This is a genomic window from Streptomyces sp. Je 1-369 (assembly GCF_026810505.1).
In the GTDB taxonomy this organism is placed as follows: Bacteria; Actinomycetota; Actinomycetes; order Streptomycetales; family Streptomycetaceae; genus Streptomyces.
Window position 1 is genome coordinate 6,926,289 of record NZ_CP101750.1, and the last position, 23,863, is coordinate 6,950,151.

Below are 23,863 nucleotides of genomic sequence, written 5' to 3' on the forward strand. Positions count from 1 at the left end.
CACCATGCACGTCAACAGACTTTCGCGCGCCCGAAAGAGGGCCACGATGGCCCTCGCGGTCTCCGCGCTCGTCGGCGGCGCCGTCACCGTCGCCGGACCCGCGACCGCGGCTCCGCGGGCCCCTCAGGCGCCGACCGCCGCGGCCGACTGCAGCGACGCCTACAAGATCGAGCAGACCGTCGACGGCGGCACGACCTGGCGCATGTGCTGGCACTACAACACGCTCTCCGGCCTGATCCTCGACAAGATCAGCTACCAGCCGAAGGGCGAGGCGAAGCCCATCCCGGTCCTCACCAGCGCCCGCCTCGCCCAGGTCCACGTCCCCTACGACGACGGCCAGGCCGAGTACGACGACGTCACCGGCACCGACTTCGGCCAGGCCCTGCAGAACCTCAACCCCGGCGAGTGCCCCGGCGGCACCATCAAGACCGTCAAGGTCCCGCACCGGGGCAACGTGAAGGGGCTGTGCACCACCACGCGCGCGCGTGGGCACGCGTACCGCCTCAACGACGACGCGAGCACCGGCGGCACCGGCAAGACCTACACGAGCCAGGGCAAGGACCTGCTCGTGTACACCGTGAACAAGGCCTCCTGGTACGAGTACATAACCGAGTGGCGGTTCTCCTCGGACGGCACCATCACCTCCAACGTCGGCGCCACCGGCAGCCTCTCGCCGTACGACTACGACGGCGGCGACAGCCGCGGCTGGCCCATCGGCAAGGGCGACCAGGCCAAGGCCGAGAGCCACGCCCACAACGTCTTCTGGCGCCTCAACTTCGGCCTGGACGGCTCCCCGAAGGCCAAGGTCGAGCAGTACGACTCCAAGGTCACCCCGCCCACCGGCGACGGCAGCCCCACCACGAAGACCACCCGCACCAAGGTCACCAAGGAGCTCGCCGGTGACCGCGCGGACATGCGCTGGTGGCGTGTGGTCAGCAACACCGGCAAGAACAAGGACGGCCACCCGCGCTCGTACGAGATCGTGCCCGGCCCCAGCACCAAGCACGCGGGCCGCGAGTTCACCAAGCACGACGTGTACTTCACCCAGTACAAGAAGTGCGAGCAGTACGCGAGCAACAACCCGGGCTGCCCCAACGGCACCCCGGACAGCGTCGACAAGTGGGTGAACGGCCAGGCCATGGACCACCCCGTCACCTGGGTCCACGTCGGCTTCCACCACATCGCGCGTGACGAGGACCAGCAGCCGATGCCGGTCCACTGGCAGGGCTTCTCGCTGGCCGCGCGCGACGTCACCGCCATGAGCCCGCTCACTCCGCAGGACCTCGCCAACCAGAACGGTCAGCCGCCGGTCGGCCGTTGAGAAACTGCCCGGGCGATCGGGCTGCACCGCCCGCCGCTCCCGGAGTACCCTTCCTTGATCGTTGACCGGGGGAGTGTTCGCGGGAGCGGAAGGCGGTGCGCGGGTGAGCTCGGGCGGGCGGGAGCTGCCCCCTGGTGACGACAGTCACGAGGGGAGCTCCGCGGACGTACCCCCTGGAGCGGTGTCCCTGGCCCGGCCGATGGAGATGGGATCTCAGATCGGACCGGAACTGGACTGGGACGCCGACGCCTGGCGCGAGGTCCGTACGCGCGCGCAGCGCGCGGGACGGGCCTACATCTGGCTGAACCTGGTGGAGCAGCGGCTGCGCGCGGTCGTGGCCGCTGTTCTGCGTCCCGTCTACGAACCCGTCCACGCCGACGACTGGGTCGTCGCCGCGGCGGGCCCGGCCGGGCAGGAGTGGGTGCAGCGGGCCGTCGCCGTGCGCGAGGTGAGCCGCCGCAAGGGCTATCTGCTCGACCCCGCCGACGACAACGTCCTCAGCTTCCTGACGCTGCCGCAGCTGCGCGAGCTGATGGTGCAGCACTGGCCGTGCTTCGAGCCCTACTTCGACGACCGGCGCGACGTCGAGCTGGCCCTCGACGAGCTGGAGGTCACGCGGAACGTCGTCTCCCGCAACCGCGCTCTCTCCGAGACGGTCCTCGCCCAGGCCGAGCGCGCCTCCGCCCGCCTCCTGGACATACTCGGCTCGGGCACCGACACGCCCTCCGCGCGCCGCCTGCCCGTCGACGCCGTCGAGGACCTGGTCGGCGACCGGTACGCGGACGTGGTGGCCGTGCACTCGGACCGGGTGCGGCTCATGCGCAGATTCCCCGCCGAGGACATGTTCGGCGGCGCCCGCCGGCTCGACGCGATCGGGATCGGGCTCAACATCCTCGTGCAGAACTTCTCCGGGCGGCGCCTGGTCGGGCTCGCCGAGTCCGGCTGCCGGACGCGTCTGCTCTTCCTCAACCCCGCCAGCAGCGCCGTCAAGCGCCGGGAGCGCGAACTCGGGATAAAGAAGGGCGAGTTGAGCCGGTCCGTCGAGATGAACATCCTGCACATGCGCCGGGTCAGGGCGCGGCTCAAGGACCCCGGCGCCTTCGAGATCCAGGTCTTCGACGAGACGCCGCGCTTCACCGCCTATCTGGTCGACGGGGACGGTGCGGACGGCATCGGGGTCGTCCAGTCGTATCTGCGCAGGACCCGCGGGATGGAGGCGCCGGTGCTCGTGCTGCGGGGCGGCAGCAGGGTGGTCAAGTCGGGCGATCCGGGCGAGGGCGGTCTTTTCGCTACATACCGCGAGGAGTTCGAGGTGGCCTGGGCGGACTCGCGTCCGGTCTCCTGACTCCGCCCCGCGGATTGTCAGTGGCGCATGGGATCGTGGTGGTCACTGGGGGAAAGCACCACGAAGAAGGGGGCGGCCATGGGCTGGCACCAGGAGCTGCTGATCGGTTTCGACCTGGAGACGACAGGGACGGATCCGGACGAGGCGCGCATCGTCACCGGCGCGGTGATCGAGGTCAAGGCGGGCGAGACGCTGGGGCGCCGCACCTGGCTCGCGGACCCGGGGGTTCCGATCCCGGCGGACGCGGTGGCCGTGCACGGCATCACGAATGAGCGGGCGGCTGCCGAGGGCAGGCCCGCAGCCGAGGTCGCGGAAGCGCTCGCCGACGTCCTCACGTCGTACTGGCTTTCGGGCGTCCCGGTCGTCGCGTACAACGCGGTCTTCGATCTGAGCCTGCTCTCCGCGGAGCTTCGCAGGCACGGCCTTCGGTCCCTGCGCGAGCGGCTCGGCGGTATCGCCCCCGGCCCGGTGATCGACCCGTACACGATCGACCGCTCCGTCGATCGCTACCGCAGGGGCAAGCGGAACCTGGAGGCGGTCTGCACGGAGTACGGGGTGCGGCTCGAGTCCGCCCACGACGCCGCGGCCGACGCCCAGGCGGCCGCCCGCCTCGCCTGCGCGATAGCCGACCGCCACCCGAAGGTCGCGTCCCTCGGCCCCGCGGACCTGCACCGCAGCCAGATCGGGTGGTACGCGGAATGGGCGGCGGACTTCCAGAACTTCCTGCGCAAGAAGGGCAACGCGGACGCGGTCGTGGACGGGGTGTGGCCTCTCCGCGCGGAGAGCTGACCGCTCGGAAGGCGACCGTTCAGAAGGGGTACCAGCGGACTTCCGCGTCCCCGTCCCTGAGCGACGCCACCCGCCTGCGGAACTCGGCGAGCGCCTTCGGGTTGGACGGCGCGTGCTGCGCGACCCACGCGCAGCTGGCCGTCTCCCGGGCGCCGCGCAGCACGGCGCACCCCTCCCACTCCCGCACGTCCCAGCCGTACGTGGACACGAACCCGTCGTACGCCTCAGGCGCGAGCCCGTACCGGTCGCGGGAGAGCGCCATGACGACCAGATCGTGCTCCCGCAGATCGAAGGAGAAGGTCTCCAGGTCCACGAGGACCGGACCGTCCGGACCGACCAGGACATTGCGGGGCAGCGCGTCCCCGTGGATGGGCCCCGGCGCGAGCCGGGGCGTCAGTGACGCGGCGGCCGCCGCGAAGCCGTCCCTGCGCTCGCGCAGATAGTCCGCGTCGGACGGATCGACCGCGTCACCCGCGAGCCGCAGCCACCGCTCCACACCACCGAGCAGTTCACGGCGGGGGAGTTCGAAGGAGGGGGATTCCAGATCGTGCACGCGACGGATCAGCGCGGCGAGATCGCGCGGCTCCGCGGGGCGCACCGCCTCCGGCAGCCGGTGCCAGAGCGTCACCGGATGGCCGTCCACCAGCCGCGCCTCGGGCTCGGCGGCCCGGACGGCCGGCACACCCGCCTGCTCCAGCCAGCGGGCGACCGCCGACTCGCGCCGCGCCCTGGCGAGCAGCTCGGGAGCCGCGCGACCCACCTTGACGACCAGCTCGCCCACGGCGAACACCGCGTTCTCGCCGAGGGCGAGCAGCCGGGCCCCGCCCGCCGGAACCGGCAGATCCGCCGCGTCCAGTACGTCCCGCGCCCGCGCTTCGTCCATCCCGTGCCTCCCGCACCTGTTGCCCCGTTCGCCCGACAGTCTCGCATTCGCACAGGCCAACCGGCGTGCGAGGGCGCGCAGCTGCTTGACGTATCAAGATCACATCAGCACGATGACGGAGGCCGCCGGGGCGGCCGGACCCGCACAAGCCGCCCGAAGGAGCCGATCCCGTGACATTGGCGACCGCAACGAAGCGGTCAGCGAGAGGCAAGCCGGGACGCGGAGTCGCGGACCACGGCGCGTGGTTCCTCGTGCTGCCCGCGCTCATCCCGATCCTCGTCCTCAGCGTCGGCCCTCTTCTCTACGGCATCGCGCTGGCCTTCACCGACTCCCAGTCGGGCCGCACCGAACCCACCCAGTGGGTCGGCGCCCTCAACTTCCAGGACCTGCTGCACGACACGCTGTTCTGGGACTCGTTCCGGATCGGCCTGCTCTGGGCGTTCGGCGTCACCGTGCCGCAGTTCTTCCTCGCGCTCGGCCTCGCCCTCCTGCTCAACCAGCCGCTGCGGATGCGCTGGCTCGCGCGGGCGCTGGCGATCATCCCGTGGGCGATGCCCGAGGTGGTCGTCGGCATCATGTGGCGGCTCGTCTACCACCCGGACGCGGGCGTGCTCAACCAGACGCTCTCCAACCTCGGCCTCGGGGACGGCAAGGACTGGCTGACGGGCACGGCCACCGCGCTCTTCGCCGTCATCGTCGTCGGCATCTGGGCCGGCATGCCGCAGACCACCGTCGCGCTGCTCGCCGGACTGCAGAACACCCCGCGCGAACTGCACGAGGCCGCCGCGATGGACGGCGCGGGCGCCTGGCGCCGCTTCCGCACGGTCACCTGGCCGGCGATCAAACCGATCGCCCTCGCCATCACCGCGCTGAACTTCATCTGGAACTTCAACTCGTTCGCCCTGGTCTACGTCCTCACGCAGGGCGGCCCCGGCGGCCGCACCCGCCTCCCCATGCTCTTCGCCTACGAAGAAGCCTTCCGCTACGGCCAGTTCGGCTACGCGGCGGCCATGGGATGCGTGATGGTCGCGGTGATCTCCGTCATCCTCGCCGTCTACCTCGTGGGTCGTCTGAAGGGAGGCGACGAAGCATGATGCGTACGAACAAGTCGGCGCGCGCCGCACAGTACGTGGCACTCGCCGCCTACCTGGTCTTCCTCGCCTTCCCGTTCCTCTGGCTGATCTCCACGGCCTTCAAGCCCGCACAGGAACTGGGCAGCCTGCACCCCACCTGGATCCCCAAGGACCCGACGCTCGACAACTTCCGGCAGGCTTTCGACGAGCAGCCGCTGCTCAGGGCCGCGGGCAACTCCCTCATCGCGGCGCTCAGCGCGGCCCTGATCGCGGTCGTCATCGCGACACCGATGGCGTACGTCATGGCCAGGCACCGCAACCGTGTCGCGAAGGCGGCCACCGGCTGGGTGGTGATCAGCCAGGCGTTCCCGTTCGTCCTGATCATCATCCCGCTCTTCCTGATCCTGAAGAACCTGCACCTGATCAACTCGCTCCTCGGCCTGATCATGGTCTACGTGGTGTGGTCGCTGCCGTTCGCGCTGTGGATGCTCGTCGGGTACGTCCGCGCGGTCCCCACCGAGCTGGAGGAGGCCGCCGCCGTGGACGGCGCGAGCAAGGTGCGCACCTTCGTCTCGGTCGTCGCGCCGCTGCTCGCGCCCGGCATCGTCGCCACCGCGATGTTCGCCTTCATCACCGCATGGAACGAGTTCTTCTTCGCGCTCGTCCTGCTCAAGACCCCGGAGAAGCAGACGTTGCCGGTCATCCTCAACCGCTTCATCGGCACGGAGGGCGTCGCCGACCTCGGCCCGCTCGCGGCGGCGGCGTTCCTCGCGACCATCCCCTCGCTCGTCATCTTCGCGATCATCCAGAAGCGGATCACGGGCGGCATGCTGGCGGGGGCGGTGAAGGCCTGATGCGCAAGGCACCGCGTACGGCGTTCCGCACGGCACCACGTACGGCGTTCCGCACGGCACCCCGCCTGGCCGCCGCCGTCGCCGCCCTCACGCTGCTGCTCGCAGGATGCAGCGGCGACTCCGGGGACGACGACGGGAAGATCACCCTCCAGTTCCAGTCCCTCGCCTGGCAGAAGGAGTCCGTCGACGCCAACAAGGCGCTCGTCGAGGAGTGGAACGCCACCCACCCCGACGTCAAGGTCGAGTACATCCAGGGCAGTTGGGACAGCGTCCACGACCAGCTGCTCACGTCCTTCGAAGGCGGTGAGGCGCCGGACATCATCCACGACGCGTCGGACGACCTCGCCGACTTCGCGTACGGCGGGTATCTCGCCGACATCGGCGACCTCCTGCCCGAGCGCCTCAAGGCGGACATCCCGCAGCGCAGCTGGGAGACGGCGACCTTCGACGGGAAGGTCTACGGAGTGCCGTTCCTCCAGGAGCCGCGCGTCCTGATCGCCAACGCGAAGTGGCTGAAGAAGTCCGGCGTGCGCATCCCGACGCCCGAGAAGCCGTGGAGCTGGCCGGAGTTCCGGAAGATCACCAAGGAGCTCGGCGACGGCACCGACGGGAAGTACGGCGTCGCCTGGCCGCTGAAGGAGCCGGTCTCCGCCACGCTCAACCTTTCCCTGTCGACCGGCGGACAGATGTTCCACCGGGGCGCGGACGGCAAGGTCGACGTCCGCTTCGACGCGCCCGACCAGGTCATGCCCCGCACGGTCCACGACCAGGTCAACGTCGACAAGAGCGCGTCCGGTACGACCCTCGGCATGGGCGGCTCCGACACCCTGCCCGGCTTCTTCGGCGGCAAGTACGCGATGGTCCCGCTCGGCTTCTCGTACCGGCAGCAGATCGTCCAGCAGGCCCCGAAGGGCTTCGAATGGCAGGTGCTGCCCGCCCCGGCGGGCGAGGGAGGGCTCGCGCAGGGCGTCAGTCCGCAGACCCTGTCCGTCTCCGAGGACAGCGCGCACAAGAAGGAGGCGGCCGAATTCATCGACTTCTTCCTCCAGCCCGACAACATGGTGAAGCTCGCGCGCGGCGACTGGATGCTGCCGACCGGCGAGGAAGCGCTGAAGGACCCGGCCCTGCGCACGGAGAAGAACGGCTGGTCCTCGGGCACGGCCCTTTCCAAGGAGTTGCGCCCGGCGCCCGCCCAGTCCGTGCGCGGCTACCCCGAGTGGAAGGACAAGGTCGCGACCCCGGCGCTCCAGGAGTACTACAGCGGGGCGATCGACCTCGACGAACTGGAGAAGCGGCTGGTGAAGGACGGGAACCTGGTGCTGGCGCGGTACCAGCGCTAGCGGACGCGAGGGCGCGCGCCGGGGCAGGCGGGACGTGCGACACAGGCCTAGCGCCCCGCGCCCGGCTGCCCTGCCCGTACGAGGCCCGACTCGTACGCCGCGATGACCGCCTGCGCGCGGTCGCGGACGCCGAGCTTGGCGAAGATGCCGGTGGCGTGGTTCTTCACGGTCTGCACGCCGATGGCCATCTGCTGCGCGATCTCGGCGTTGTCGAGCCCCGCGGCGATCAGCCGCAGCACCTCCACCTCGCGCGGCGTGAGCCCGGAGATGTCGGCGCCGGGCGGGGCAGGCACCGGGGCCGGGGCGACGAACGTGGCGAGCAGCCGGGTCAGGAGCCGCGGGGCGACGACGGCCTCGCCGCGGTGGACGGTGCGCAGCGCGGCCACGAGCTCCTCGGGGGAGACGTCCTTGGGCAGGAACCCCGACGCGCCCGCCCGCAGGGCGCCGACCACGTGCTCGTCCATGTCGAACGTGCTGAGCGCGAGGACCCGGCAGCGGGGCAGCTCGGCGCTCAGGCGCTCGGTGGCCCGCACCCCGTCGAGCACCGGCATGCGGATGTCCATCAGGACGACGTCCGGGCGGAGTTCGTGGGCCGCCGCGACGGCCTGCTCGCCGTCGTCCACCTCGCCGATGACCTCGATGGCGGGGTCGGAGCGCAGAATCAGGGACAGACCGCGGCGTACGAGGGGCTGGTCGTCCGCGATGAGTACGGTGATCCGCGCGGGCGCGGGCTCGGGCTCGGGCGTGGGCTCGGGCTCGGGCGTGGGCGTGGGCTCGGGCGTGGGCTCGGGCTCGGGCTCGGGCGTGGGCGTGGGCTCGGGCGTGGGCTCGGGCGGGGTGGCAGAGGTCATCGGGGCGTCCCGTCCTTCTCGTCTTTCTCGTCTTTCTCGTCTTTCGAGTTCATGTCGTACGTGTCGGCGGGCAGCGGCACTTCCGCGGTCACCGCGAACCCGCCTTCCGCGCGGTTGCCCACGTGCAGGGAACCGTCGTGCAGGGCGATGCGTTCCCGCATGCCGAGCAGACCGTATCCGCCGCCGGTGCGGCTCGTGCCCGGGTCCCCGCCTCCGGCGCCGTCGTCGGTCACCTCGACCGTGACCCGGTCCGGGCGGTAGCCGAGCCGCACCGTCGCGCGGGCGGGCCCCGCGTGTTTGCGGGCGTTGGTCAACGCCTCCTGGACGATGCGGTAGAGCGTGAGGCCGACGGTCATCGGCAGGGGCCTCGGCCGTCCGGTGACGTGGAGTTCGGTCGGCAGGCCCGCCCCGACCGAGTCGGCGACCAGCCGCTCGATGTCGTTCACCCCGGGCTGCGGTTCCGACGGCGTCTCCTCCGGGGTCTCGGTGCTGCGCAGGACGCCGAGGAGCTGCCGCATCTCGTGCAGGGCCGTGCGGCCCGACTCCTCCAGGGTGACCAGCGCCTCGCGCGCCGTCTCCGGATCGCGGTCCAGGGTCGACCTGGCCCCGCCGGACATCAGGTACATGGTGGTGATGTGGTGGGCGACGATGTCGTGGAGCTCCCGCGCGATGCGGCGCCGTTCCTCGGTCACCGCACGGTCGGCGAGCAGCCGGCGGTTGATGTCCAGCTGCTGCTTCCACTGCCGCACGGCCAGGCCTATGGCGACGAGGAGGCAGGGCGTGACCAGTACGTCGACGATGCCCACCCCCAGGAAGGCCTGGTCGTTGTTGACGTACCGCATGATCTGCACGGGCGCGGCGGCGACGACGGAGAGCGCCACGGCGCGCCGGTCGCTGTATCGGGCCACGGTGTAGAGGGCCACCGCCACGGCGGCGCCGTAGCTGTTCGACATCGCCTCGCCGAAGTCCACGACGAGGCCCAGGTTGACGGCCAGCTGCACGGCGAGGACCGCGCCGAGCACGGGCACGGGGTGATGGCGCCGGAAGAGCAGCGGGACCACGGAGACGCAGATCAGCAGGACGCCCACGACGGTGACGCGCGCGCCGGTCCCCTCCTCGCCGGGGGCCAGGTAGGCCAGTACGTCGAGCGTCACCGCGAGGACGGCGACGACCACGTCGCCCACGGCCGGGCGCGCGCTCTCCGCGGGCGGTACCGGAGGGAAGAAGTCGCGTCCCATCCGGGCGCCTCCACTGATGAACTCGTCGAACCGAACGAACCGAACGAACCGAACGAACCGAACGAACCGAACGAACCGAACGAACCGAATGAACCGAATGAACCGAGCCGAGCCGCCTTGAGCCGACCGAAACGGCCGGTCCGGGGCATCTCTTTTCCGCTCCATTACATCCCGGCCCGCCGGGCGGTGAATCGGGGCGGGGTCGGTTCTTGCACCCAGTACCGGAGTACTGGGTGGGACGGGACGCCGGACCCGGGTCCCGGGTGCGTACCCTTCCGGCGGCCGACGTCTTCAAGTGGCCCCGCGTGATGACCTTTTGGCATGATCCGGAAGCTGACCTCTTTCTCCACCCGACATCGATGGATGACGGTCGTCCTATGGACCGTTCTCGGGACGGCGCTCTCGTTCGTGGGCGGCGCGATGATGTACGACGTCACCGACTCGCAGGCCGGGGACTTCCTGCCCAAGAAGTACGACTCGGCGGTGGCGCTGCGCATCGCGGAGGAGGATTTCGGCACCAAGCCCGACCCCAACGCGCTGACCGTGCTGGTCGCAAGGGACGACGCCGGGAAGCTCACCCCCGCCGACCAGCGGCGGATCGTCGGCACGGCGGCCGATCTGGGGCGGGAGCGGGTCGTCGGGCCGAAGCCCGAGCCGCTGATGAAGGACCACTCCCAGACACCGCGCGTGTCGCCGGGCGCCATGGCACCGGACAGGAGTTTCCGGCTCCTCACGGTGTCCCTCGACGGGAATCCGAATGATCCCGGGCTGCAGTCCGTCTACAAGGAATTCCGCGACCACGCGGAGAACGCTTTCGCGAAGGCGGACCTGCGCGTCGGATTCACCGGCGGAATCGCCTCGACGGTGGACAACACGGACGCCGAGGAAACCACCGGGAAAGTCGTCTCCGGTCTGACGATGGGCCTCATCGTCCTCCTGAACGTGCTGGTGTTCCGCAGTGTGGCGGCCGCGATCGTGCCGCTGATCGCGGTGGCGCTGATCGGTGGTGTCGCCTCGGGTGCCGTCGTCGGCGCGGCGAAGCTCTTCGGCATCGACCTCGACGCGTCCACTCCCTCCCTGATCGGTGTCGTACTCCTCGGAATCGGCATCGACTACTTCCTCTTCCTGCTGTTCCGGTTCCGGGAGCAGCTGCGGAACCGGCCCGGCCAGGACGCCCGGGAGGCCGCGGCCGAGACGACCGGGCGGGTGGGCGGCGCGATCACGTCCGCGGCCCTGACGATCGTGGCGGCCTTCGCGACGCTGGGCCTCGCGAGCTTCGGCCAGTTCCGGGTCCTCGGGCCCGCGATCGCGATCTCCGTACTCGTGATGCTCCTCGCGAGCCTCACCCTCATGCCCGCCCTCCTCGCCCTGTTCGGGCGCCGCATGTTCTGGCCCGCACGCGCCTGGAAGAAGGAGCGCACCGGCGGGATCGCCGCCCGCCTCGGCATCGCCGTGAGCAGCCGCCCGCTGCGGTACGCCCTCGGCAGCCTGGTGCTGCTCGGCGTGCTCGGTGCCGGGGCGGTCGGCATCAAGATGAGCTACGACCAGCAGGGACTGCACGAGACCGCAGCCGTGCGGACCGCCGAACAGATCTCCCGCAGCCTCCCCGCCGGAGTCTCCGACCCGCACAGCGTCTACGTACGCAGCACGAACGGCACCGCCATCGAGGCGCGTTCACTCACCGGCATGACCCGCTCCCTCGCCAAGGCGGAGGGCGTCGGCGAGGTCGGCGAGCCGGTCCTGAACAAGGACCGCACGGCCGCGCGGGTCGACCTGTTCCTCAGCGTCGAGTCCGACACGCAGAAGGCCCGCGACCTGGTCTCCGGGCCGGTCAGGGAGACGGCGGCGCGTACGGCTCCCGAGGGCACCGAGGCGTACGTCACGGGGACGGCGGCCGTCTTCTCCGACATCGCGACGGCCGTGGAGAAGGACCTGCGCCTGGTGTTCCCGGTCGCGGCCCTGCTGATCGCCGTCATCCTCTTCCTGCTGCTGCGCTCCCTGCTCGCGCCGGTCGTCCTGATGATCGCCGTGGGACTCGGCTTCGTGGCGACGCTCGGCGCCAGCACGCTGCTCTTCCAGCACGGACTCGACCGGCCCGGGGTCTCGTTCACCCTGCCCCTCGTGCTGTTCCTCTTCGTCGTCGCCCTCGGCACCGACTACAACATCCTGATCACCGACCGGATCAGGGAGGAAATGGAGAAGCCGGTTCCGGCCCGGCACGCGGTGGCGGAGGCGGTGCGGCACACCGCGCCCGCCATCGCCACGGCCGGAATCGTGCTCGCCGGGTCCTTCGCCAGCCTCGCCGCGAGCCCCGCCACGCAGGAGATCGGCTTCGCCACGGGCCTCGGCATCATCCTCTCCTCGCTCGTGCTCTCCCTCGTCCTGGTGCCCGCGCTCGCCGCGGTCCTCGGCCGCGGACTGTGGTGGCCCCGCAGGTCGCGCCGGACGCCGGAACACGCGCACCAGCCGCAGCACCACCACCCCTACGTAAACCAGCAGCAGTACGCGGCCGCCCCGACGCGTTTCGCCCAGCAAGCCCAGCAAGCCCAGCAAAGACGCATATGAACGCCGCACCCCGCGCCGCCCTGTCCGCCGTCGCCGCCACCCTCAACGGACTGGACCGTGCGGCTGGTGGAAGGCGAAGCCGAGCGAGCCGAGCACCAGGATCTCCAACGCCTGCTGACCGGCGAGCTGCCGCCCGAGGACTACACCTGCCCGCGCGGTCAGCGGCAGGGCCGCCGTTGAGTCAGACCGCGACCGACTCCTCCATCTCCTCTTCCTGCTCCTCTTCCCGGGCCTCGGCGGCGGCAGGGGTCGCCGCCGGCCGTCGGCTTCGCTCCCACAGGGCGGCGACGCCGACGGTCAGCAGGCCGAGCACGAGCCATCCGGCCAGCGTCCACACGTGTTGACCAAGGCCGTGGCCGCCGAAGTAGAGGTGGCTGCGGATGCCCTCGACGAAGCCCGCGCCGTTCCAGAACGCGTGCAGGGAGCCGAAGAAGCCGTTCTGCAGCTCGGGCCTGAAGAGCCCGCCGGACGTCGTGAAGTTGAGCATCACGAAGAGCACCATCATCGCCAGCGTCGTCCAGCGCTTCAGGAACGTGTGCAGGCCGATGCCGATGAAGAGGATGCCCGCCGCGTACAGCCAGGCCATGGCCCACACGCCCCACAGGCCCTGGTGCACCAGGTGGAAGATCGGGCCCGCGAGCGCCGCGCCGATCAGACTGACGGCGAAGGAGACACCCACGACGAGCCCCGCGCGGGCCCGCATCCGCAGGCCCGCGCCCGCCGCGCCGAGAACGGCGACCGACGCGTACGAGCCGATGCTCACGGCGACGAGCAGGAAGAAGAGGCCCTGGCCCGTGGGGTCGTCCTCGACGGGCGGTGCCACGTCGGTGACCTTCAGCGGCAGACCCTGCTGCGCGGCGACGGGCGTGAAGAGCTTCTGGGCCGCCGTGGCGCTCATGTCGGATCCGGCGGTGGCCACGATCAGCTCGGGCGACTTCGCGTCGGGAACGTAGGCGCCTGCGATGTCGAGGGACTTGAGCGCGTCGACCGCCTGCTCGCGGTCGGCGAACGTGCGTACGTCCAGGGCGTCGCCCGCCTTGTCCCCGATGTGCCGCGCGAGGGCCTGCGTCTGCTGGCCGGAGCCGACGACGGCGACCGGCATGTCGTTCGGCTCGGGCGTCACGAACGCGCCCATGTACGCCAGGCCCATGCCGAGGCACATCAACAGGGGCGTGACCAGGTGGAGGAGGACGTGGCGCAGGGCGTCGCGCAGTCGGGGGGCGGGTTCCGCGGTGGCGGACATGGGAGGGCTCCGGGGGTAGTTGGGCAGCTGGCGCCGAGTTAGTTGGTATATACAACTCTCTACGATGTTGTACTCTACAACCATTCGTGGAGAGGGAGAAATCGTGAGCGATCGAGACGGGGACGAGCCCGGAGTCCGGGACGCGTCCATCGAGGTCATCCAGCGGGAGATGACCGCGTTCGCCCGGCGGGCGCGCGCCACCGCCGCACGCATGCACCCCGAACTCTCGCTCGTGTCCTTCACGTTGCTGAGCCACCTGGAGCACCAGGGCGGCTGCCGAGCCACGGACCTCGCCGCGTACTACACGCTCGACAAGTCGACCATCAGCAGGCAGGTGGGGGCGCTGGAGAAGGCCGGACTCGTCGAGCGGCGGCCCGATCCGGCCGACCAGCGGGTGCACGTGCTGCACCTCACCGAGCAGGGCGACGAGGTGCTCGCGCAGGTCGGTGAGGCGCGGCGGGTCGCCTTCCGGGGGCGGCTCGCGGGGTGGAGCGGGGCGGATCTGGCGCGGTTCGCCGACTATCTGCTCCGTTACAACGAGGAAGACCCTGAGTGACGAGGGGGCCCCGAACCGCGAGGGAGACCCCGAATGACGAGGAAGTCCCCGGCGAAAGGTTGCACGAGACGTCTCGTCTCGTTTAATGTTCCGGCATGACCTCATCCCGGCCCGCCCACATCGCCATGTTCTCGATCGCCGCCCACGGGCACGTCAACCCGAGCCTCGAAGTGATCCGTGAGCTGGTCGCGCGCGGCCACCGCGTCACGTATGCCATTCCGCACGCCTTCGCGGAGAAGGTCGCCGAGACCGGCGCCGAGCCCCGGCCCTACACCTCGACGCTGCCCTCCCCGGACGCCGACCCCGAGGCATGGGGCACCGAGCTCATCGACAACATCGAACCGTTCCTCGCCGACGCGATCACCGTCCTGCCCGAGCTGGCCCGCGCCTATGAGGGCGACGAGCCCGACCTCGTCCTGTACGACATCACCTCCTATCCGGCTCGCGTCCTCGCCCGCCGCTGGGGCGTCCCCGAGATCTCGCTCTCGCCGAACCTCGTCGCCTGGGACGGTTACGAGGAGGAGGTCGCCGAGCCGATGTACGCGGAACTGAAGGAGACCGCGCGGGGCAAGGCGTACTACGAGCGCTTCCATGCCTGGCTGGCGGAGAACGGCATCGCCCAGGACCCCGACCCCTTCGTCGGACGCCCGCCGCGCTCACTCGTACTGATCCCGAAGGCGCTCCAGCCGCACGCCGACCGGGTCGACGAGAGCGTGCACACGTTCGTCGGCGCCTGCCAGGGCGACCGGGCGGCGCAGGGGGAGTGGGAGCGGCCCGACGGCGCCGAGAAGGTGCTGCTCGTCTCGCTCGGCTCGGCCTTCACCAAGCAGCCCGGCTTCTACCGCGCGTGCGTCGAGGCCTTCGGGGACCTGCCCGGGTGGCACGTGGTGCTCCAGGTCGGCCGGCACGTCGACCCGGGCGAGCTCGGTGAGCTGCCCGGGAACGTGGAGGTGCACGCGTGGGTGCCGCAGCTCGCGATCCTCAAGAAGGCCGACGCTTTCATCACGCACGCCGGGGCGGGCGGCAGCCAGGAAGGCCTCGCCACCGCGACGCCGATGGTGGCCGTGCCGCAGGCCGTCGACCAGTTCGGCAACGCCGACATGCTCCAGGGGCTCGGCGTCGCCCGGCACCTCCCGATGGAGGAGGCCACCGCCGAGGCGCTGCGCGAGGCCGTCCTCGCGCTGGTGGAGGACCCCGAGGTGGCCCGTAGGCTCGGGGAGATCCAGGGCGGGATGGCCGCCGAGGGCGGTACGAAGCAGGCGGCGGACCTCATCGAGGCGGAACTGCCGAAGAGCCTCCGGTCGTAGCCGTGAGTTGCCTCTTCGGGCAGTGAAGGGGCTGTCCACGAGGGCATACGTAACGCTCCGTGACGCGATTGGGTAACAGAGCGGTCATTGGGTAACGCTCAGGTAACGCGCCACCATGCTGGAAGGGCCATTGACTCACCCTGAAAGGTTGACCGTTACCCCCGGCCAAAGGTTGTACACGTCAGATCTTGTCTCTTACCCGAACCACTTCCTAGCGTGAGATGAACTTTCGCCGAACGCCAGGAAGTTGAACCCCCATGCGTCGAGACATACCGCCCCTCGCCGAGGTGCGCCGCATCACCGAGAAGAAGCGCGACGCGTGGTGGACCGTGATGCTGGTCGATCCGGTCGCCACGCCGCTCGTGCGGTTCACCGCGATGCGGACGCGCGTCACGCCCAACCAGATCACCTGGGGGGCGTTCATCCTCGGCCTCGGGTCGGCGGCGTGCTTCGCGTTCGGCGACTGGAAGTGGCTCGCTCTCGGCGCGGTCATCTACCACTTCAGCTTCATCTTCGACTGCATGGACGGCAAGCTCGCCCGGCTCACCGGGCAGGGCTCCGTCTTCGGCGCCTGGCTGGACTTCGTCTTCGACCGCATCCGCGTGATGGTCTGCGGTGTGGCGCTCATGTGGGGCCAGTACGACCGCACCGGCGACACCTTCTACATCTGGCTCGCCCTCGCCGTCGTCGCCCTCGACACCCTGCGCTACATCAACTCGCTGGAGATCTTCAAGATCCGGCACACCATGCGCAAGCAGATCAAGGCGCGCGTGCGGGCCGCGCGGCGCGCGCAGAACGAGGCGGAGCTCGCCTTCATGGAGGACCTGCTGCGGGAGAACCCCTCGGCGGACATCGAGCAGGACCTACAGCGGGCCGCGGGCGAGGCGGTGGGCTACGCGCCGCAGCCGTCGGACGGGACCACTGGTGCCGAGGTGGACGCGGACGCGGACGCGGAGGCGACGCCGAAGCCCAAGGCCCAGGTGATCGACCTGCACCAGGAGTTCCGGCAGAAGTTCCCCGCCTATCTGCGGGTGCGCTCCTTCCTGTTGCGCCACCGGATTCGCGCGCACCTGGTGAGCGGAATCGAATTCCAGATGGGCGTCTTCATGATCGGCCCGCTCTTCGACGCGGTGATGCCGGTGACGATCGTCTCCGGCGCGCTGCTGCTGGTCTTCGAACTCGCCATCATCTACAAGCTGCTCCTGTCGACGCGTGACTTCACGCGGACCATCGACTCGTTCGAGGAGCAGAAAGTCGTCACCGCGGCTTAATTCTCGACAGCGCGACAGCGCGACAACCGACGCCGGGCGGGCTGGACTCTCCAGCCCGCCCGGCGTTGCTCATGTGGCGCAAAGTGCCTTCTGTTACCGCGAGTTGGGGGCATTGTGGACCGGGATGTCCGTTCCGCCGCTACAAAGCCGGTTTGTTATTACAGAACCTTGTTGAACAAGTCACAGCTGTATGAAGGTATTGATCTGCGCGCGTCAATCGGACAGTGTTTCGTCCCAACACCCGGAGATCTTCCGGGCCGCAAGGGCTGTCGCAACGAACTTGTTGTCACGGCAGTGCCTTGGGCGACAGCTGAATAAAACCCCCCACATCCCCCCACACAGCACTGAGGAGACGCCTCTTCATGGCAACTCACAAGCGTGCCCGCACGATGAAGCTCACCGCCGCGATAGCCACCGCCGCCACCGCGGTCGGTGTCACCGTCTTCGCGACCTCCTTCGCCGGCGCGGCCACCCCCGCCGAGGGCAAGGTGTACGGCCTCGACGCCAAGGGCGCCGTCGCCGGCAGCTACATCGTGATGCTCGACGAGAAGGCCGACAAGGGCGCCAAGTCCGACCTCGCCGAGGAGTACGGCGGCGAGCTGAAGCGCAACTACTCCTCCGCGATCAACGGCTTCTCCGCCAAGGGCCTGACCGAGACCGAGGCCAAGCGCCTCGCCGCCGACCCGACCGTCGGCAAGGTCGTCCAGTCGAAGAAGTTCACCATCGACGCCACCCAGGACAACCCGCCGTCGTGGGGCCTGGACCGCATCGACCAGGCGGACACCGCCGCGGACAAGAAGTACACCTACCCCGACGCCGCAGGTGAGGGCGCGACCGCGTACGTCATCGACACCGGCGTCCGCGTCAGCCACAAGGACTTCGGCGGCCGTGCCACCTCCGGCTTCGACGCCATCGACAACGACGACAACGCCGACGACGGCAACGGCCACGGCACGCACGTCGCCGGCACCATCGCCGGTGACGCCCACGGCGTCGCCAAGAAGGCGAAGATCGTCGCCGTCCGCGTCCTGGACGACCAGGGCTCCGGCACCACCGAGCAGGTCGTCGCCGGCATCGACTGGGTCACCAAGAACCACAAGGGGCCCTCGGTCGCCAACATGAGCCTCGGCGGCGGCGCGGATGAAGCGCTCGACGCGGCCGTCCAGAAGGCGATCGACGCCGGTGTCACGTTCGCGGTAGCCGCCGGCAACGAGTCGACCGACGCCTCGCAGGGCTCCCCGTCCCGCGTGAAGGACGCCATCACAGTGGCCTCCTCCACCAAGGACGACGAGCAGTCGGACTTCTCCAACTACGGCTCCGTCGTGGACATCTACGCCCCGGGCTCGGACATCACGTCCGCCTGGAACACCGGTGACGACGCCACCAACACGATCTCCGGTACGTCCATGGCCACCCCGCACGTCGTCGGCGCCGCCGCCGTCTACGTCGCCGCCCACCCGGACGCCAAGCCCGCGGACGTCGCCAAGGCACTGACCGACGGCGCCACCCCGGACAAGATCTCCAACCCGAGCGAGGGCACGCCCAACAAGCTCCTGAAGGTCGTCGAGTAGATCTCGCCGCCCCGCTGAGCCGCGGCCGTCGTGCCCACCCCCACGGGGCACGGCGGCCGCTTCACCGTGCACGTTCGGCATATCGTGTGCGCATGGCGACCAGGACCTACGCGGCGCTGCTGCGCGGCATCAACGTGAGCGGCCACAAGAAGGTGCCGATGGCCGAACTCCGCACGCTCCTCGCAGGGCTCGGACACGGCGGCGTACGGACACACCTGCAGAGCGGCAACGCGGTCTTCACGGCGGAACACGGCGACGAGGAGTCACTGGCCGCCGCCCTGCGCGCCGCGATCGAGGAGCACTTCGGCTTCGCCGTCGACGTCCTCGTCCGCGACCACGCCTACCTGAAGGCGGTGGTGGACGCCTGTCCGTTCCCCGCGGCCGACCTCGAAGCGAAGCAGCTGCACGTCACGTACTTCTCCGGCCCGGTGGACCCGGACCGTTTCGCTTCCCTCGATCAACCGGCGTACCTGCCGGAGGAGTTCAGGCTCGGCGACCGCGCCCTTTATCTCTACGCCCCCGACGGCCTCGGCCGCTCCAAGCTCGGAGAGGTGCTTTCGCGGCCCCGCCTGACCAAGGGCCTCATCGCCACCTCCCGCAACTGGAACACGGTCACCCGCCTGGAGGAGATGACCCGTGCCTGACTCCGTGTCCGGCCGCACCCCCGCCGTCGAGGCCGCCATCGAGGGCGAACTGCGGCTCCTCGACCCCGATGTGCGCGTCTCGCCCGAGCTCTTCGGGGCGCTGCTGCACCCGGAGTTCACCGAGTTCGGCGCCTCGGGCACGCGCTGGGACCGTACGTCGATCGTCCGGGTCCTCACGGTGGCCAAGGATCCCGGCGCCGCAGCCGTCACGACCTCCCGCATGCGGGGCGTCCAGCTCGCCGACGACCTCGTGCACCTGACCTTCGACACGAACAGCGGCGGCCGCCGGGCCCACCGCAGCTCCCTGTGGCGGCGCACGGACAGCGGCTGGCAGCTCTGGTTCCACCAGGCCACCCCGTTCAGCGACTGAATGGCCCGCCCGGGCGGCACGCGAATGGCCCACGAGCGGGGGCCACTGGCTGGATAGTGTCGGGACATGACGAAGCCCCACGCCCCGAACCGCGTCGACTTCTACTTCGACCCTGCCTGCCCGTTCGCCTGGATCACCTCACGCTGGATCCTGGAGGTCGAACGCCACCGCGACCTCGACGTCCGCTTCCACGTGATGAGCCTCTACTTCCACAACGAGGGCAACGAACTCCCCGACTGGTACCGCGACCTGGTCGACCGCTCCCTCACCCTCACCCGGATCGCCGCGGCCGCCGCCGAACAGCACGGCGAGGAGGTCCTCCGCGACCTCTACACCGCCTTCGGCACCCGGGTCCACCAGGAGAAGAACGAGGACTTCGACGAGGTCGCCGGGCAGGCCCTCGCCGAGCTTGGGCTCCCGGCCGCCCTCGCGGACGCGGCGCGCGACGCCTCGTACGACGCGGTGCTGCGCCGCAGCCACGACGCCGGCAAGGACCCGGAGGCCGACGGCTACGTCGGTACGCCGACGATCCACGTCGACGGCACGGTCTGGTTCGGGCCCGTGCTGCGCGCGATTCCGCGCGGTGAGGAGGCCGCGCGGCTCTTCGACAGCTTCCGCGTCCTCGCGGGCCACCCGGACCTGTTCGAACTGAAGCGCACCCGCACCGGGGGCCTCGACTTCTCCTGAGGGTCGTCGGAAGCCTCAGCCGCGCCGGGAGACGAGGTGCAGGGTGACCCGGCCGTCCTCCTCGGGGATCTCGCGGGCCTGTACGTAGCCGAGGCGGGCGAGGACGGAGAGGGAGGGGGCGTTTCCGGCGTCGACCGTCGCGTGGACCTCGGCCAGGCCCAGCGTCTCGTGCCCGTACGAGGTGAGGAGCCGGGCCAGTTCCGTGCCGAGTCCGTCGCCCCAGGCGTCCCTGGCCAGGCCGTAGACGATCTCGGTGCCGTCGAGCCAGGTCTCCGGCGACGGCTTGACCTCGGCGTGGCCGACGTAACGCCCTTCGTACCGGACCGCCCAGACGGGGAAACGGTCCTCCGCGTAGATGAGGGTCAGGATCCGGCCGAACAGGGCGTGGTCCTCCGCCGCGCTCTGCACACCGTCCCCGAACCAGCGCCCCACGGCCTCGTCCTGAAAGAGCGCGACGAAGTCCGCCTCGTCGGTGGCGACGTAGGGGGAGAGGGAGAGCCGTTCGGAGCGCAGTTCGGGCGTCATCCGCGTGAGGTTATGGGCGCCGGTCCGACGCGGCAAGCGAATTCGGGCCCGGCCCGCCACCAGCCGCCCGCGGCGGCCCGGTGGGGCCTCAGCCCGCCACCCGTGGCAGTCCGATCGGGTTCGGGAACGGCAGGACGTCCGAGTCCAGGATGCGGCGGGATGCCGGTTCCAGTGCGGCGAGGAGTGCGTCCGCCTCGCCCCTCGCCAGGGGGCGGAGCAGACGGGACGCGAGGCGGTCCGTGTCCTCCTCTATCAACTCCCGTTTCGTCACCCCGTGTTCGGTGGCGCGGCCGGTCGTGTCGAGCAGGCCCAGAACTCGCATCCGGTCCACCGAGACCGCCCACTCCTCCTCCGTCCAGCCCCGGTCCTGCCGGATGCCGGCCGTCTCCACCCGGTCCGTCGCCGCCGCGAGGACCAGGCTCTCGCGGGCGTCGAGGCCGTGGTCGGCGAGGACCGCGACGTGTGCGTCGCCCCGGAACTCGCGTACGCAGGTGGCCAGTTGCCAGAGTCGCTCGACCGGATCCGAGCGGTGCGCCAGGTCACGGTTGGCGGCGAACAATGGGCGGGCCAGCGACGGCGCGTCCTCCACCATCGCCATCAGCGGCTCGTTGACCTTGGCGGCCAAGGCCTCGATGGTCGGCACCAGTTGGCGCAGCGCGGCGGCCGTGACGCGGGCGCGCTCCTCGACGACCCGGTCCGGCGACGCGTACTCCCACGCCGACGGCAGGGCCCGCGCCACCATGTTCGGCGCGAAGACACCGAGTGCCGCCGTGGCCACCCCGGGGCCGACCCGCCCCATCGGCGCGGTACGGGCCGCGAAGTACCCCATCCAGAAGCCCTTGAGGCCCACGGCCCTGCCGAGGCCGCGGCAGCGTTCCTCGAAGTAGACCACCGCGTGCAGGGGTTCGGTGCGCAGCCACAGCGTGTGGGATCGGCTCGGGGTCATGAACCCACAAGCTAGGCCAGAGCGGGAATCCGCGCCAGGGGAGCAACAGGGCACGTGCCGGGCGCATACGCCTCGTCGTAGCGCCGCACCAGCAGACGCGCCACTTCCGGAGCCGGACCGAGGACGTCGGCCAGCACGTCGGCGTCGGCGGCGCCCCGCGCGATCCGGTCCGGCAGGAAGCCGGGCGCCAGGACGTAGGGCGCGACGGCGACCCGCCGCACCCCCGCCACGTCCCGCAGCGCGCGCACGGCGTCCTCCGTGCGCGGCAGGGAGGCGGAGGCGAACGCAGGCCGCACGGCGCACCAACCGGTACGCCGCCACTCCCGCGCGATTTCAGCGATCACTGCGATCGCCTCCGGGTCGGACGACCCCGCCGAGGCCAGCACGACCCCGGTCGAGGACTTGTCGGCGGGGTCGAGCCCCGCCTCGTACAGCCGCCGCTCCAGAGCCGAGACGAGCAGCGGCGAAGGGCCGAGAACCGCCGCCTGCCGGATGCGCAGCGCGGCGGGCGCCTCCCGCAGCACCGCCGGGATGTCCGTCTTCGCGTGGAACGCGCGGGTCAGGAGCAGTGGCTGGGCCACCACGTCCCGCACGCCCTCCGCCGCGAGCCGCTCCAGGACGCCGGAGACGGTCGGGGTGTCGAAGTCGAGAAAGCCTGTTTCCACCCGCAGCCCCGGGCGCAGCGACCGTACCCGGCGCATCAGCGCGCGCACGGTCGCGGCGTGCCGCGGGTCACGGCTGCCGTGGGCGACGACGAGAAGGACGGGACGGTGCACGGTGGTTCAGCTCCTCGCGAGAAGGCCGCGGCTGCGCAGGACGCGCCGCTCCAGCGGGCTGAAGATCAGCAGGTCGATGGCGATGCCGACGACGAGGATGAGGAAGATGGCGAGGAAGACCATGGACATGGAGCTGGCGTTGCGGCCGTTCTCCAGGAGGACGCCGAGGCCGACGCCGAGGTCGGGCGAGGACGCGATGATCTCGGCGGCCATCAGCGACCGCCAGGAGAACGCCCAGCCCTGCTTGAGGCCCGCGAGATAGCCGGGAAGGGCCGCGGGGAGCACGATGTGCCAGGTGTGCCGCAGGCCCGTCGCGCCGAGGGTGCGGCCCGCGCGCAGGAACAGCGGCGGCACCTGGTCGACGCCCGACACGAGCCCGTTGGCGATGGACGGCACGGCGCCGAGCAGGATCACCGCGTACATCATCGAGTTGTCGAGGCCCAGCCAGATCACCGCCGGCGGCACCCACGCCACCGAGGGCAGCGACTGCAGGCCGGACAGGATCGGGCCGATCGCCGCCCGGATGAACCGGACCCGCGCCACGATCAGGCCCAGCGGTGTGCCGATGACCAGGGCGAACAGGAAGCCGAGCAGACCGCGCGAGACGGACGTCCAGATGTAGTCGAGCAGGGTGCCCTGGAGCCACGCCTCGCGCACCTCGTCCCACACCGCGGACGGCGGGGGCAGCTTGGTGGGGTCGTCGACGATGTCGAAGGAGACGAGCGCCTGCCACACGAGCAGCACCAGCAGCACCGCGGTGAGCGGCGGCACCACCTTCTGCACCAGGACCTGGCGCACGGGCGTGCGGGTGGGGCCCGCGTGCGACTCCAGCGCGTCGAGGCCCGCCTCCAGACCGGCGAGGTCCTGGCTGTCGCCGGACTCCTTGACCGGGCCGGTCGAAGTGTCAGTGCTGGCCATGGCGGCGGATCTCCCCACGCAGTTGTTCGGTGATCTCGACGGACAGTTCCGCCACGGCGGTGTCCTCGATGCGGCGCGGGTGCGGGATGTCGACCCGCCACTCGTGCGCCACCCGGCCGGGGCGCGACGAGAGGAGCACGACACGCTGGGCGAGGCGCACGGCCTCGCGCACGTTGTGCGTGACGAAGAGGACGGAGACGTTCGTCTCGCGCCAGATGCGGGTCAGCTCGTCGTGCAGGACGTCCCGAGTGATCGCGTCGAGCGCCGCGAACGGCTCGTCCATCAGCAGGAGCCTGCTGTCCTGGGCGAGCGCGCGGGCCAGCGCGACGCGCTGGCGCATGCCGCCGGACAGCTCGTGCACCCGCTTGCCGTACGCGCCCTGCAGCCGGACGAGCCCGAGGAGCTCCTCCGCCTTCGGGCGGCGGTCCGCCTTCGGCACGCCGCGCAGCTTCAGGGCGAGTTCGATGTTCTTGCCCGCGGTCAGCCACGGGAACAGCGCGTGCTCCTGGAACATCAGGGCGGGGCGGCCGTCCGTCGCGATGGTGCCCGCGGACGGCTCGTCGAGCCCGGCGACCAGGTTGAGCAGCGTCGACTTGCCGCAGCCCGAGGCTCCCAGGAGAGTGACGAACTCGCCCGGCGCGACATCGAGCGTGATGTCGTCCAGGACCAGCTGGGGTCCGGCGGGGCCGCCGAACGACTTCGAGACGTGCTCGATCCGTGCGGCGTGCTCGGCCGTGGTGCGGGTGTCCTCCGCGGCCTTGGCGAGGGTCGTGGCCATGATCGTCACCTC

General features: G+C 70.6%; 23 protein-coding genes. 14 read left to right on the forward strand and 9 right to left on the reverse strand.

Going from position 1 to position 23,863, the window contains the following annotated elements:
• The first annotated feature begins 4 nt into the window (after positions 1-4).
• From NOO62_RS31140 to NOO62_RS31150, 3 genes are all read left to right on the forward strand, one after another.
• Positions 5-1,321, forward strand: a complete 1,317-nt coding sequence (locus tag NOO62_RS31140) for a copper amine oxidase (RefSeq protein ID WP_268774119.1) — start codon at positions 5-7, stop codon at positions 1,319-1,321.
• Positions 1,322-1,424: 103 nt separating this feature from the next.
• Positions 1,425-2,666, forward strand: coding sequence for an SAV2148 family HEPN domain-containing protein (locus NOO62_RS31145; RefSeq protein WP_268774120.1), 1,242 nt, complete (start codon positions 1,425-1,427; stop codon positions 2,664-2,666).
• Between the two features lie 78 nt (positions 2,667-2,744).
• On the forward strand, positions 2,745-3,455 hold the full coding sequence (locus tag NOO62_RS31150; protein WP_268774121.1) for a 3'-5' exonuclease: 711 nt from the start codon (positions 2,745-2,747) through the stop codon (positions 3,453-3,455).
• 19 nt (positions 3,456-3,474) lie between these two features.
• Here the strand turns inward: NOO62_RS31150 and NOO62_RS31155 are convergent, their stop codons facing one another.
• Positions 3,475-4,338 (reverse strand): phosphotransferase enzyme family protein, encoded by an 864-nt coding sequence (locus NOO62_RS31155; protein WP_268774122.1) that lies wholly within the window; start codon positions 4,336-4,338, stop codon positions 3,475-3,477.
• A 170-nt stretch (positions 4,339-4,508) separates the two neighbouring features.
• Here NOO62_RS31155 and NOO62_RS31160 point away from each other — a divergent pair, with 170 nt between their 5' ends.
• Genes NOO62_RS31160 through NOO62_RS31170 form a run of 3 tightly spaced genes read left to right on the forward strand, consistent with a single transcriptional unit; the run spans position 4,509 to position 7,605 of the window.
• Positions 4,509-5,432 (forward strand): carbohydrate ABC transporter permease, encoded by a 924-nt coding sequence (locus tag NOO62_RS31160; protein WP_414930913.1) that lies wholly within the window; start codon positions 4,509-4,511, stop codon positions 5,430-5,432.
• Positions 5,429-6,265 (forward strand): carbohydrate ABC transporter permease, encoded by an 837-nt coding sequence (locus NOO62_RS31165; protein ID WP_398972309.1) that lies wholly within the window; start codon positions 5,429-5,431, stop codon positions 6,263-6,265. The genes NOO62_RS31160 and NOO62_RS31165 overlap by 4 nt, the downstream gene beginning before the upstream one ends.
• Entirely contained in the window at positions 6,265-7,605 is a 1,341-nt protein-coding gene (locus NOO62_RS31170) for an ABC transporter substrate-binding protein (RefSeq protein ID WP_268774123.1), read from the forward strand. Before NOO62_RS31165 ends, NOO62_RS31170 begins: the two co-directional genes overlap by 1 nt.
• A gap of 47 nt (positions 7,606-7,652) precedes the next feature.
• Here the strand turns inward: NOO62_RS31170 and NOO62_RS31175 are convergent, their stop codons facing one another.
• Positions 7,653-8,456 (reverse strand): response regulator, encoded by an 804-nt coding sequence (locus NOO62_RS31175; RefSeq protein WP_268774124.1) that lies wholly within the window; start codon positions 8,454-8,456, stop codon positions 7,653-7,655.
• On the reverse strand, positions 8,453-9,694 hold the full coding sequence (locus NOO62_RS31180; RefSeq protein WP_268774125.1) for a sensor histidine kinase: 1,242 nt from the start codon (positions 9,692-9,694) through the stop codon (positions 8,453-8,455). The genes NOO62_RS31175 and NOO62_RS31180 overlap by 4 nt, the downstream gene beginning before the upstream one ends.
• A gap of 363 nt (positions 9,695-10,057) precedes the next feature.
• Here NOO62_RS31180 and NOO62_RS31185 point away from each other — a divergent pair, with 363 nt between their 5' ends.
• A complete protein-coding gene (locus NOO62_RS31185; protein WP_321170624.1) occupies positions 10,058-12,259 on the forward strand; it encodes an MMPL family transporter in 2,202 nt (733 codons plus the stop codon).
• Between the two features lie 181 nt (positions 12,260-12,440).
• On the opposite strand, the gene NOO62_RS31190 is transcribed toward NOO62_RS31185, so the two are convergent.
• Complete coding sequence (locus tag NOO62_RS31190) at positions 12,441-13,502, reverse strand: hypothetical protein (protein WP_268774127.1); 1,062 nt, start codon at positions 13,500-13,502, stop codon at positions 12,441-12,443.
• A gap of 169 nt (positions 13,503-13,671) precedes the next feature.
• On the opposite strand from NOO62_RS31190, the gene NOO62_RS31195 reads away from it, so the two are divergent.
• The 7 genes from NOO62_RS31195 (at position 13,672) to NOO62_RS31225 (ending at position 19,908) form a co-directional block, all read left to right on the forward strand.
• Complete coding sequence (locus NOO62_RS31195; protein WP_268775864.1) at positions 13,672-14,058, forward strand: MarR family winged helix-turn-helix transcriptional regulator; 387 nt, start codon at positions 13,672-13,674, stop codon at positions 14,056-14,058.
• Positions 14,059-14,153: 95 nt separating this feature from the next.
• Positions 14,154-15,365, forward strand: a complete 1,212-nt coding sequence (gene mgt / locus NOO62_RS31200; protein ID WP_268774128.1) for a macrolide-inactivating glycosyltransferase — start codon at positions 14,154-14,156, stop codon at positions 15,363-15,365.
• 257 nt (positions 15,366-15,622) lie between these two features.
• The gene (locus tag NOO62_RS31205; protein WP_268774129.1) at positions 15,623-16,636 is read left to right on the forward strand and encodes a CDP-alcohol phosphatidyltransferase family protein; all 1,014 of its coding nucleotides are present in this window, start codon (positions 15,623-15,625) and stop codon (positions 16,634-16,636) included.
• A gap of 362 nt (positions 16,637-16,998) precedes the next feature.
• The gene (locus tag NOO62_RS31210; protein WP_268774130.1) at positions 16,999-18,207 is read left to right on the forward strand and encodes a S8 family peptidase; all 1,209 of its coding nucleotides are present in this window, start codon (positions 16,999-17,001) and stop codon (positions 18,205-18,207) included.
• A gap of 92 nt (positions 18,208-18,299) precedes the next feature.
• Complete coding sequence (locus NOO62_RS31215) at positions 18,300-18,851, forward strand: DUF1697 domain-containing protein (protein ID WP_268774131.1); 552 nt, start codon at positions 18,300-18,302, stop codon at positions 18,849-18,851.
• The gene (locus tag NOO62_RS31220) at positions 18,844-19,221 is read left to right on the forward strand and encodes a DUF4440 domain-containing protein (protein WP_414930914.1); all 378 of its coding nucleotides are present in this window, start codon (positions 18,844-18,846) and stop codon (positions 19,219-19,221) included. The genes NOO62_RS31215 and NOO62_RS31220 overlap by 8 nt, the downstream gene beginning before the upstream one ends.
• 66 nt (positions 19,222-19,287) lie before the next feature.
• A complete protein-coding gene (locus tag NOO62_RS31225; protein ID WP_268774132.1) occupies positions 19,288-19,908 on the forward strand; it encodes a DsbA family protein in 621 nt (206 codons plus the stop codon).
• A 15-nt stretch (positions 19,909-19,923) separates the two neighbouring features.
• Here the strand turns inward: NOO62_RS31225 and NOO62_RS31230 are convergent, their stop codons facing one another.
• The 5 genes from NOO62_RS31230 to NOO62_RS31250 all read right to left on the reverse strand — a co-directional run bounded on the left by NOO62_RS31230 (position 19,924) and on the right by NOO62_RS31250 (position 23,851).
• Complete coding sequence (locus NOO62_RS31230) at positions 19,924-20,433, reverse strand: GNAT family N-acetyltransferase (protein ID WP_268774133.1); 510 nt, start codon at positions 20,431-20,433, stop codon at positions 19,924-19,926.
• 88 nt (positions 20,434-20,521) lie between these two features.
• Positions 20,522-21,379 carry an SCO6745 family protein gene (locus NOO62_RS31235; protein WP_268774134.1) on the reverse strand — a complete coding sequence of 286 codons (858 nt, stop codon included), beginning with the start codon at positions 21,377-21,379 and terminating at the stop codon, positions 20,522-20,524.
• 11 nt (positions 21,380-21,390) lie between these two features.
• Complete coding sequence (locus NOO62_RS31240; protein WP_268774135.1) at positions 21,391-22,155, reverse strand: sirohydrochlorin chelatase; 765 nt, start codon at positions 22,153-22,155, stop codon at positions 21,391-21,393.
• A gap of 6 nt (positions 22,156-22,161) precedes the next feature.
• On the reverse strand, positions 22,162-23,073 hold the full coding sequence (locus tag NOO62_RS31245) for an ABC transporter permease (protein WP_268774136.1): 912 nt from the start codon (positions 23,071-23,073) through the stop codon (positions 22,162-22,164).
• Entirely contained in the window at positions 23,060-23,851 is a 792-nt protein-coding gene (locus tag NOO62_RS31250) for an ABC transporter ATP-binding protein (RefSeq protein ID WP_268774137.1), read from the reverse strand. The genes NOO62_RS31245 and NOO62_RS31250 overlap by 14 nt, the downstream gene beginning before the upstream one ends.
• Between the last annotated feature and the right edge of the window lie 12 nt (positions 23,852-23,863).

Excerpts from the sequence above, each read along its gene's own strand:
- NOO62_RS31140 (WP_268774119.1), top strand. The coding sequence starts at position 5 with ATGCACGTCAACAGACTTTCGCGCGCCCGAAAGAGGGCCACGATGGCC.
- NOO62_RS31150 (WP_268774121.1), top strand. The coding sequence starts at position 2,745 with ATGGGCTGGCACCAGGAGCTGCTGATCGGTTTCGACCTGGAGACGACA.
- NOO62_RS31155 (WP_268774122.1), bottom strand. The coding sequence starts at position 4,338 with ATGGACGAAGCGCGGGCGCGGGACGTACTGGACGCGGCGGATCTGCCG.
- NOO62_RS31165 (WP_398972309.1), top strand. The coding sequence starts at position 5,429 with ATGATGCGTACGAACAAGTCGGCGCGCGCCGCACAGTACGTGGCACTC.
- NOO62_RS31170 (WP_268774123.1), top strand. The coding sequence starts at position 6,265 with ATGCGCAAGGCACCGCGTACGGCGTTCCGCACGGCACCACGTACGGCG.
- NOO62_RS31175 (WP_268774124.1), bottom strand. The coding sequence starts at position 8,456 with ATGACCTCTGCCACCCCGCCCGAGCCCACGCCCGAGCCCACGCCCACG.
- NOO62_RS31180 (WP_268774125.1), bottom strand. The coding sequence starts at position 9,694 with ATGGGACGCGACTTCTTCCCTCCGGTACCGCCCGCGGAGAGCGCGCGC.
- NOO62_RS31185 (WP_321170624.1), top strand. The coding sequence starts at position 10,058 with ATGACGGTCGTCCTATGGACCGTTCTCGGGACGGCGCTCTCGTTCGTG.
- NOO62_RS31190 (WP_268774127.1), bottom strand. The coding sequence starts at position 13,502 with ATGTCCGCCACCGCGGAACCCGCCCCCCGACTGCGCGACGCCCTGCGC.
- NOO62_RS31195 (WP_268775864.1), top strand. The coding sequence starts at position 13,672 with ATGACCGCGTTCGCCCGGCGGGCGCGCGCCACCGCCGCACGCATGCAC.
- mgt (WP_268774128.1), top strand. The coding sequence starts at position 14,154 with ATGACCTCATCCCGGCCCGCCCACATCGCCATGTTCTCGATCGCCGCC.
- NOO62_RS31205 (WP_268774129.1), top strand. The coding sequence starts at position 15,623 with ATGCGTCGAGACATACCGCCCCTCGCCGAGGTGCGCCGCATCACCGAG.
- NOO62_RS31210 (WP_268774130.1), top strand. The coding sequence starts at position 16,999 with ATGGCAACTCACAAGCGTGCCCGCACGATGAAGCTCACCGCCGCGATA.
- NOO62_RS31215 (WP_268774131.1), top strand. The coding sequence starts at position 18,300 with ATGGCGACCAGGACCTACGCGGCGCTGCTGCGCGGCATCAACGTGAGC.
- NOO62_RS31225 (WP_268774132.1), top strand. The coding sequence starts at position 19,288 with ATGACGAAGCCCCACGCCCCGAACCGCGTCGACTTCTACTTCGACCCT.
- NOO62_RS31230 (WP_268774133.1), bottom strand. The coding sequence starts at position 20,433 with ATGACGCCCGAACTGCGCTCCGAACGGCTCTCCCTCTCCCCCTACGTC.
- NOO62_RS31235 (WP_268774134.1), bottom strand. The coding sequence starts at position 21,379 with ATGACCCCGAGCCGATCCCACACGCTGTGGCTGCGCACCGAACCCCTG.
- NOO62_RS31245 (WP_268774136.1), bottom strand. The coding sequence starts at position 23,073 with ATGGCCAGCACTGACACTTCGACCGGCCCGGTCAAGGAGTCCGGCGAC.
- NOO62_RS31250 (WP_268774137.1), bottom strand. The coding sequence starts at position 23,851 with ATGGCCACGACCCTCGCCAAGGCCGCGGAGGACACCCGCACCACGGCC.